Below are 8,945 nucleotides of genomic sequence, written 5' to 3'. Positions count from 1 at the left end.
ACCCTGCAGACCGAGAGCACCTATGACTGGGAGACCGAGCAGTGGTCGGTTCCCGTCAACGCGGTGGCTTCAAAGCTAACGCGCATCGGAAAACAACCGGTCAGCCTGTTCGCCGGCCTCCGCTACTGGGCCGAAAGCCCTGACTTTGGCCCGGATGGCTGGGGTGTCCGCCTTGGCGCGACATTCCTGTTTCCGCGGTGACGTCGTTCGGCGTGCTGCCGCCATCCGATCCGGGCCGCGAAACGGCGCTCGCCCTGGTGCCCGTTGCATCATAAGCTGACGGTCTATCGGACCGACCCAAGGGCGCAGCATGACCCTTCCTGTCAATCTCACCGATCTGACCCGCCGCCACTGTCTGGCGCTGATCGGTGCGGCGACGGTGTCCGGTTGCGGGCCGCGCGGCAGCATCGCCATTCTGGATCCCGCCGAAGTTGTTCAGGAGAACATCCAGCGCGCGATCGTTGCCACATCGCGCGCCCCGGTGCCCGCGCCCGAGTTCTTCTCGGGGAAAAATGCCTTCAGCACACAGTTCGCCCGCTTCGACGTCGCCGTCCCGCCGGATCGACCCTTCGGCACCATCCGCTATCCGCGCGGCCACCCCGACCCGCGCCGTGACTTCGTGGTCACGCGCGCCAGAAGGCTCGCCGGTCCCCTTGCCTTCGTCCAGGAGGTGAACGCGGCCGCGGCCAGCACCCCGCATTCGCGCGTCGGGGCCATGTTCATCCATGGCTTCAACAACAACTTTGCCGAGGCGCTGATGCGGCATGTGCAGTTGCGGCACGACCTTGCTGCGCCGGGCGTCGGCGTTCTGTTTTCGTGGCCTACCGCGGCGAAGCTGCTCGCCTATGCCGTGGACCGCGAACATGCCCTGTTCTCGCGCGATTCTCTTGTCGAGACGATGCAGCTCATGCGCCGCACAAGACTGTCGGGCTACAACCTGATCGCGCATTCGATGGGGGCGTTTGTTGCCATGGAAGGCCTCAGGACCCTTGCGCTGATGGGGGATTACGCAAGTCTGCGGAAGATCGACGCGGTTGTCCTGATCTCGGCCGATTTGGAGGTAGACCTGTTTCGCCGCCAGGCAGAGCCGGTCCTGGCGGCGGGCGTCCCGATCTATCTGCTGGTGTCCAGCAAGGACAAGGCGCTGCGCTGGTCGGCCACCCTGCGCGGAGCGACGCGCCGTGTCGGAAGCACTTACACACGCGAGGAACTCGGCGGGCTGGATGTCGGCATCATCGACCTGAGCGCCGTCAACCCCGGCGAGATCACCGGCCATCTTAAGGTTGGCAGTTCTCCGGAATTGATCGCATTGGTTCGCCGCATGCGGCAGAGGCAAGCGACCCTTTTCGGCCGCGAGGCGGGTCTTCTGGACGCAGGCGCGACTGTGCTGCAGGGAGCCGCGGGGCTGGTTCTGGCCCCCTTGTCGCCCTGAGTGCCCACCTCCCGGCACCGCCAGGCTGCCGTGCATAGTAGCGCGCCGTGCTGAAGGACCGGGATGCCGGCACCTTGGAGTGCGGATCGACCCGGCAGGCCGGAGTGGAGGGTTGTTTGCGGACCTCGGCCGCCACGCGGCACGACAGTCGTCATGGATAGAGGACCGTCTGATGGGCGCCGGATTTCCTGCCGATGGAAATCGTCAGCGGAGACAGACGTCCGCGTCGGGCATTCGTGGCGTTGCAGCCCCGCATGCTGCGCGGGCGGCAAGACGTCGAACCGGCATCGGCGTATCCCGTCCTCGGAACTGCGGTGGTAATCCGAGAACAATCTCAGGCGACGAACCCCGCCACGCGCTCGATCACCCAATAGGTGGCGACCGCGCCGGTTCCGTAGGCAATCGCCCGGAGACCGCGCGAGCCGGGTTCGAGAAGCGCCCCGCCGGAGGAAAGCCGTGCAAGCCCGGCCCTCAGCGCAAGGATTGCGCCGATGAAGAGCAGCTGGCCTAATTCTACGCCAAGATTAAAGGCGAGAAGGGCGAGCGGCACGTCCCCCTCCGGCAGGCCGATCTCAAGCAGCGCTCGGGCGAATCCGAGCCCGTGCAGAAGGCCGAAGGCGAAGGACACCGCCCAGGGATAGCGCTCTGCCAGCCGCTTCTCCGCACCGGCGGGGCGGAGCAGTTCGGTCGCGAGAAAGACGATGGACAGCGCGATGACCGCCTCGACCGGCGGCGCAGGGAGGACGATCCAGCCAAGGCTCGCCGCCGCAAGGGACAGGCTATGCCCCACCGTGAAGGCTGTAACCGCGCCGAGAAGCGTCCGCCAGTCCTGGATCAGAAACAAAAGCATCAGGACGAAGAGAAGGTGGTCCACGCCCCTGAGGATGTGATCGACCCCAAGCGGGACGTAGCTTGCAACGATATCCAACCGGCCGGGCTGCTGGGGAAGCGTGAAGCTGGGGGCGGCGGCAGTCAGGCGCATCGCGGCGGGGGCGGCCCCGTCGCCAAGATCGTAGCGCACGAGCACGTCCGTCCGAGTCCGCTCGAGTTCCGCGATCGTGATCTTGCCGCCCGAGAGCCCTCCCTTGCAGGCGGCGATCCATCCTGCCAGGAAGGCGCGGCCGTCGAATGCCGGCGCGGGGCCCCGGCGCGGGTCGCAGTTTTCGGGCAGGACTGCGTCGATCGGCATGGGCGCGCCGGCGACCTGCGGCTTGCGCCATGTGACGCGCCATTCGTCCCCGCCCAAGTGCCGGAGCTCGAGGAACCCGGGCTCGAGTGCATGAGCCGCGGTCCGTTCCGGGGCGACAGCCCCGAGGACGACGAGCGCCAAGAGAAGGGCGAGCTTCCGGATCACGGCGCGAGCACCGCCGCCAGATCGGGTCGGACGATCTCGTAGCGTGACAGGAGCGCCTCGAAGCGCGCTTCGCGCAGCGCCGCCCTGACCGTGCCCCGCCAATCACTCTCAACCTCACGCCGGATCTCGCCAAGCGTCGGCAGGCGGGCTGCGCGCCGGTCCGTCACACGGACAAGGTGCCGGCCAAACGGGGTCTTCACGGGGCCGGACCACCGGCGCTCGGGAAGAGCAACGAGCGCGTCGAAGAAGCCCTTTCCGAAGGTCCCGTCCACGACATGCTCGGGGCTCGGTCCGAAAGCGGGGGGAAGGAGTGCCGCACGCGCGGCGCCGCCCGCGCCCTCACCCGCGTTGAGCCGCGCCGCGACCTGCATTACCTCCCCTGCCCCCAAGGCATCGTCGAGCAGAACCTGCTCGAAGGCAACGAGCGGCGGCTGCGAGAAGCGCTCCGGATGAGACGCGAGATGCGCTTCGAGGGTGGCATCGGAGGCAATCGCCTCGACGCCGCTCTCGGTCAGGAACTCCATCTTCATGCGCAGCCGATTGCGGATCACCGCGTCGTCCCGGTCCAGCCCGAGGGCGAGGGCCTCGCGGACATAGACCTCCTCCCGCACGCGCTGCCCAATCATGTAGTCAAGCTCAGCCACTGTCGGCGGCCGCTGCCAAGTCGCCGCGAATTCGGCGGCGAGACGGCGTGCATCCTCATCTGTGACGACGAGCCGAGTCTCCTCCATCGGCGCGGGGGTGTCATCGAGGATGGCAAAGAGCCCGAAAAGTGCGGCTGCGATTATGAAAAAATGGACGAGCGGCTCTCGAACGAGCCTCAAGGAGAGGCCAAGGGCATGGTCCTGTGGCTGGCGCGGCGGCATGGTGTCTCCATCCTGGTATGGGCGCGCCGCGGTCCTAGGGCGTGTACCAGATCGGCGAGGTGTAGGCGCGCTCCTGCGTGGTCATTGGCACCTCGGGCGACATTTCCACGCCGAAGCGAACCGCGTCGTAGGCCGTCCAGCGGGGAGTTGGGATTTCGATCACGCGGGCGTAGTAGAAGGCGCGCTCGGCCGGGTCGAAATCGGGATCCTCCCACACGGTGATCAGCTCGGGCGCGCCGATCGAATTGTTGAAGGTCGCGGTCGCGACGTCCACGGTGTCCCCGATCGGGGGCAACCTGCCGTCGGCGCCTGGTTTGCGGTCGCCCCCCCAGACAACGTCGTAGACCTTCTCCTGCGTCGCGCCGTCCGCGCCCAGCCAGCCCTTGACGATCTGGATACGGTCAAGGTTGCCACCGAAAGGATCCTTCATCGCGGCCACGAGGAAGGTCGGCGCCGCGGCGCCTTCGGGCCGCGCGGGCAGATCGCCGCCCATAGGAACGCCCTTGCCGTAACCGACCTCCGCCGGCAGTCGGGTGAGGGCGTCGCCTTCGACGAAGTTCCAGCCGCCGAAGAACCGTACCGCTATGCGCGAACCCGTGGTCGCGTAGACCTCCTTCCGGTCCATGGCGTCGAAGATCGCCTCGCGGGTGTTCTCCTCCGCCCAGACCGCGGCGTAGCCCGAAGCGGCCTGCTCCCACCCCAGCACGCGTGTCGTCTCGAACTCTCCCACGACATGCTCCCACCGGCCCGGTTCCGGCTCCACGCCCGAGTGCTTGCCGAAGAAGTTTTCCTCCTCCGCCGTGGCAAGCCCGGTGTGGCTGTCAGTCGAGCCCACCATGCCGAACTTGTAGGGGTTGGTTCCGAGCGACTCCTCGAGCCGCAACCCGTTCTTCAGCGCCTCGCGGGCATATTCGTACTGCAGCATCCAGGGCTCCTTGGGCACCGGCCCGAGGTTCGATGCGTCCCATGTCTCATAGTCGGCGAACTCGTCGTTCGGGCTGAGAAACGGGTGGGCCTCGCCGTCACCCTTGATCTGTGTGACCTCGTAGAGCGGCTCCCACCGCGCGCGAACCTCGGCATAGGCAGCCGTCAGGGGCTCCCCTGTCTCGGGGTTCGTCTCGACGGGGAACATGATCCCGTTCGAAAGGTTGCCGTTGTGCGCGAGCGCGAGGACGCGGCCGCCGGTGACCTCCTCGTAATTTTCCATCCACCGCCAGAGGTCCTCGGGATTGAAGCTCTCGGCGGTGGTGAAGGGCAGGACACGGCGCGCGCGCTCGCCGCCGTCGCGGTAAAGGACATTGCGGTGCAGGTTGTTGCCGCCTTCGGTCGGCGTCCACTCGTAGCCGACGATCGTGGTAAAGGTCCCGGGATCGTTGAAGGCATCTGCCGTCTCGACGTACTCGCCCCAGACCGACTGCACGAAGCGCGGGTCGTTGATCACAGCGGGGACGTTGCCTGCGCTGAAGGCGGAGATCACGTCCATCGTCGCCCTCAGCGCGGTATTGCCGCCCTCGTTGAGGCGGCGGTTCCAGTCCGCGATGGTCGCGTCGCGCATCAGCGCCGCGTCGCCCGCGACGATCTCGTTCATCGCGCCGAGCGCATCGGAGTGGTCGGCAATGACGAGCCAGTCGAGCGGACGCGACAGCCTGACGCGAAGCCCGTGCGAGGATGTCACCTCCTCGCCGCGCGCGAAGCGGTAGGCCGTCTCGGGGTCGAGAAGCGCGCCGAAGGCGCGGGCGTCGAGCGAGTTCGAGGTGTGGAGATGCGTGTCGCCCCAGAGTGGCCGCTCGGCAAAGTTCCGCCCCGCATAAGGTGAGAAGGTTCCCTGCTCCTGACGCGCGATATCCTCCTCGGTCAGGACCATCTCGCCGACGCGGCGGGCATCGTCCTGGGCGCTGGCAGAGGTCGGAGAAAGGCCCGCGACAAGCGCCACGACGGCGGCACCGGAAAGAAGTCGTCCCATCGAAAGTTCCTCCAGCAATGGCGCTTCCCGAGGAAAGCGCATCCTCGGTCTCCTGATCGCCCTCATGGCCCGCCTGCAGGGGTGAACCAGACGGGAGAGGAGTAGGCCCGATCCTGGACCGTCGAAGGAACCTCCTCCGGCAGGTCCAGCCCGAAGCGGACGGCATCATAGGTCGTCCAGCGCGGCGTCGGGATTTCGAGCACGCGGACATAGTAGAAGGCCCGCTCGGAGAGGTCGAAGTCAGGATCGCGCCAGTAGCCCGCGAGAAATGGTGCCCCGATCGTGTTGGTGAAGGTTGCGGTCGCGAGGTCTACCGTGCTGCCCACCGGCTCGCGCGCGCGGCCGTCCGGTCCGATCTCGCGCCCGCCCGCTACGGCAATGTCGTAGATACGTTCCCGCGAGCTGCCGTCGGCGTCGATCCAGCCCTTGATGATCTGGATGCGGTCGAGGTTCGCCCAGTCCGGGTCGCGCTCGGCGCGGACGATGAAGGTGGGCGCGGCGTCCTGCGGCGGGCTGTCCAGCCGCCCGCCCATCGGAATCCCCCTTGTGTAACCGAGGCCGCTGAAATCCGACATCAGCTCGTCGCCCGGCTTGAAGTCCCAACCGGCGAAGAGACGCACCCGCAGCCGTGTTCCGGTGGTTGCGAAGATCTCCTTGCGGAGCATCGCATCGAAGATCTCGTCGCGGGTGTTCTCGCGCACCCAAGCGCCTGTCAGGCCGGCAGCGGATTCCTGCGCCGAGATAATCCTGAGCGAGGGATCGGCGGCGGGAACCACGGTCTTGAAGAAGCGGTCCGGACCCGGTTCGGTGCCGGGGAACTTGCCGAAGTAGTTTTCCTCGCCGCTCGACGCGAGGCCGGTATGGGAGTCGGTCGTGCCGTTGAACCCGAAGTCATAGGGATTGACCCCCACCCTTGCCTCGACCTCAAGGCCCGTCAGCAACGCGGTGCGCGCGTATTCATAGCGCAGCATTTCGGGCGTCTTGGGCGCCGAGCCGTCGAGGTTGGTGACGTCCCAGCGTTCGAAGCTCGCGAACTCGTCATCGGGGGACAGGATGGGATGCGTCTCGCCGTCGCCCTTGATCTGGGTGATCTCCATGATCGGCTCCCACCGGGACCGCCGGGCGGCATAGTCGGCGTCCATGGGCGTCCCGTCGAAGGTCCCGGCCGTGAAGGCGATGCCGTTCGAGAGATTGCCGTTGTGGACGTGGGCGAACACCCGGCCGCCCGTGAGCGCCTCGTAGTTTTCCATGTAGTTCCACAACTCGGCCGGATCCTGGCTGTCGAGCGCCGAGAACGGCCGGACGCGGCTGGTCTTGTCGGCCCCGTCAGCGAAGACGACGATGCGGTGCAGGTTGTTGCCGTCGGGCTGGGACGTCCATTCGAAGCCTGTCATCGCCGTGAAGACGCCCGGCTGATTGTACCGATCCGCCAGTTCGACGAACTCGGGCCAGATGGACCCCGCCATGTCAATGTCGGCGAAGGGGTCGGTTCCGGCCGAGAGGTCCGCCAAAAGCGAGCCGAAGGCCTGCAGGGCCGCCTCGGGACCGCCGTTGAAGCCCTGCCACACCTCGCGCCCGCGCGTAGATGCCAGCAGGACGGGGCTGGAGTCGCGGATCATGGTGGCAAGGCCCATCGCCTCGGCGTGATCGGTCAGGACCAGGAAGTCGAGCGGCCGCACCAGCCTGAAGGGCTGGCCCGTGTTCGACCTGACCGTCTCGCCGCGCGCCGCGCGGTAGACGTCCTCGGGCGAGAGCGACGTGCCGAGCAGACCTGCATCCGGCGAAAGGTTGCTGTGGATGTGCATGTCCCCGAAGAGCACGCGGTCGGGAAAGTCGCGGAAGGCATAGGGCGAGGTGGAGACCGGCTGTACGAAGTCCTCGAGAGCCACCTCGCCCGGCGGCTCGGCTCGCGCGACCGCGGAGGCAGAAAAGAACACGAGGGCGGCGAGGAGCCCGCGGCCATGTGTTGGGCCGGGTCGGCAGCAAGTGGCCATGGTTGCCTCCTTCGTCCCTGCCACGGAGCACTGGTCGAGCATAGCGTCAAGGACATGCAATCCGGCCGTGACGGCTGGTCCCGTCCTTGCTTGGGAAAGGATTATGGCCGCAAAATAGAGCGGGATTGCGACATTTGACGCATTTCCGGAAATTCCCTGCGCCGCCGCTGCCGACACCGAGAAAAGGTTGCGCAACGACTGCCATGACGAACGGACATTGCCGCGACCCCTGAGCGGGGATCGGCAAAACATCGGAAAAGACCTGTCGGAAGCGCAAGCCATTTTTCGTGTCAGCCCTTGCAGGTCCCGCAAGATTGCCTTGGCAACCTTCGGAGGGACTGTGCGGGGCCGAGCAGGCCTGCGCGAGAGACCCAGCGATCGAGCAAGGAACTGGGGGCAGTTGCGTGATCCGGCCAGACCTTCCCACAAGGCGGCTCGCTTCCCTTCGCTCTTTGTAATGGCGCGTCGCGCTCGCCGCCTGCAAGACTCGCCGCTAGGGCGGCAAGCTGAAAGCTCTGGCCGAAGAAGATGCAGAGATCCTCGCGCGGGCGCGGCGATCGTGGGTGCCAGGGGGATTTGGGCAAGCCGAACGTCGGGGCTTAGCCTTTCGAGCCGGGCGGGGTCGCGCTATACTTCGACCTTATCTTGAGGGCGTAACAATGACAGACCAAAACCATATAGACGCAATCCAGACCGCTGTGTTCAGACTGAACGCGGCGATCGGGGCGGCGGCCAAGGATGGGCTGTTTTGCGAACTGATGACATTTCATAATCACGATGACGCACGGTCGATCCCGACCGCTGTGGTCTTCGCAAAGCCTTACAAGTCACGCTGATTACGCGAAGCATCTCTGATCATGCCGCTTCGGCAGAGCTTTTTGCTGTTAGGCCTGACATGGCATGCTTGCCCGCTGACGCTCGGGGCGCGCTAAAGCGTTTTTCAGGCACCGAGCTTCAGATTCCAGCCTATCGCGACCTCGAGGAAATCACGGCCGAGCGCGGGATCGCGGTCGATCATGCGTCACACAACAGGTGGGTGGATCGCAATGCCGACTTGATTGTGGAGGACACGCGCAGGCGAAAGCAGCCGGCTGACAAGTTATGGCGATGGACGAGCCCTACATCCGCGTCTGCGGCTCTCGGGTTTACCTCTACCGCGCGGTCGACAGGTTCGGAAAGACCTTCCACTGGTTCTGATGGTGTAGACGTGTTGGGCGACAACCACCATGGCCGGCGCCGACAACCAGCTTGGCCGGTGGGGCTGAACGGAAGACGGGCATGCCCGTCTGGAGGGCAGCCTCACCGGTCTGAGTGATTTCGGGGATAGGTGCTGATC

General features: G+C 66.1%; 5 protein-coding genes and 2 pseudogenes. 3 read left to right on the top strand and 4 right to left on the bottom strand.

Features of this window, described 5'->3' with window-relative positions:
• Positions 1–201, top strand: a pseudogene (locus OU682_RS22700) (transporter); the annotation flags it as partial.
• A 109-nt stretch (positions 202–310) separates the two neighbouring features.
• Positions 311–1,432, top strand: coding sequence for an alpha/beta hydrolase (locus tag OU682_RS22695; protein ID WP_268944466.1), 1,122 nt, complete (start codon positions 311–313; stop codon positions 1,430–1,432).
• Positions 1,433–1,766: 334 nt separating this feature from the next.
• On the opposite strand, the gene OU682_RS22690 is transcribed toward OU682_RS22695, so the two are convergent.
• From OU682_RS22690 to OU682_RS22675, 4 genes are all read right to left on the bottom strand, one after another.
• Positions 1,767–2,786: a HupE/UreJ family protein gene (locus OU682_RS22690; protein WP_268944465.1), complete on the bottom strand. Its 1,020-nt coding sequence runs from the start codon at positions 2,784–2,786 to the stop codon at positions 1,767–1,769.
• A complete protein-coding gene (locus OU682_RS22685) occupies positions 2,783–3,652 on the bottom strand; it encodes a peptidylprolyl isomerase (RefSeq protein WP_268944464.1) in 870 nt (289 codons plus the stop codon). The genes OU682_RS22690 and OU682_RS22685 overlap by 4 nt, the downstream gene beginning before the upstream one ends.
• Positions 3,653–3,686: 34 nt before the next feature.
• The gene (locus tag OU682_RS22680; protein ID WP_268944463.1) at positions 3,687–5,615 is read right to left on the bottom strand and encodes a DUF3604 domain-containing protein; all 1,929 of its coding nucleotides are present in this window, start codon (positions 5,613–5,615) and stop codon (positions 3,687–3,689) included.
• A 62-nt stretch (positions 5,616–5,677) separates the two neighbouring features.
• Complete coding sequence (locus tag OU682_RS22675) at positions 5,678–7,609, bottom strand: DUF3604 domain-containing protein (protein ID WP_268944462.1); 1,932 nt, start codon at positions 7,607–7,609, stop codon at positions 5,678–5,680.
• Between the two features lie 964 nt (positions 7,610–8,573).
• Between OU682_RS22675 and OU682_RS22670 the strand changes: the two are divergent.
• Positions 8,574–8,791, top strand: a pseudogene (locus OU682_RS22670) (transposase domain-containing protein); the annotation flags it as partial.
• Between the last annotated feature and the right edge of the window lie 154 nt (positions 8,792–8,945).

The organism is Paracoccus benzoatiresistens, from assembly GCF_026913015.1.
GTDB lineage: Bacteria > Pseudomonadota > Alphaproteobacteria > Rhodobacterales > Rhodobacteraceae > Paracoccus > Paracoccus benzoatiresistens.
Note: the sequence above shows the minus strand (reverse complement) of the source record. Positions and strands in the feature narration are given on the sequence as shown.

What these genes read in the sequence shown, in the direction of transcription:
- OU682_RS22695 (WP_268944466.1), top strand. Translation starts at nt 311, where the DNA reads ATGACCCTTCCTGTCAATCTCACCGATCTGACCCGCCGCCACTGTCTG.
- OU682_RS22685 (WP_268944464.1), bottom strand. Translation starts at nt 3,652, where the DNA reads ATGCCGCCGCGCCAGCCACAGGACCATGCCCTTGGCCTCTCCTTGAGG.
- OU682_RS22680 (WP_268944463.1), bottom strand. Translation starts at nt 5,615, where the DNA reads ATGGGACGACTTCTTTCCGGTGCCGCCGTCGTGGCGCTTGTCGCGGGC.
- OU682_RS22675 (WP_268944462.1), bottom strand. Translation starts at nt 7,609, where the DNA reads ATGGCCACTTGCTGCCGACCCGGCCCAACACATGGCCGCGGGCTCCTC.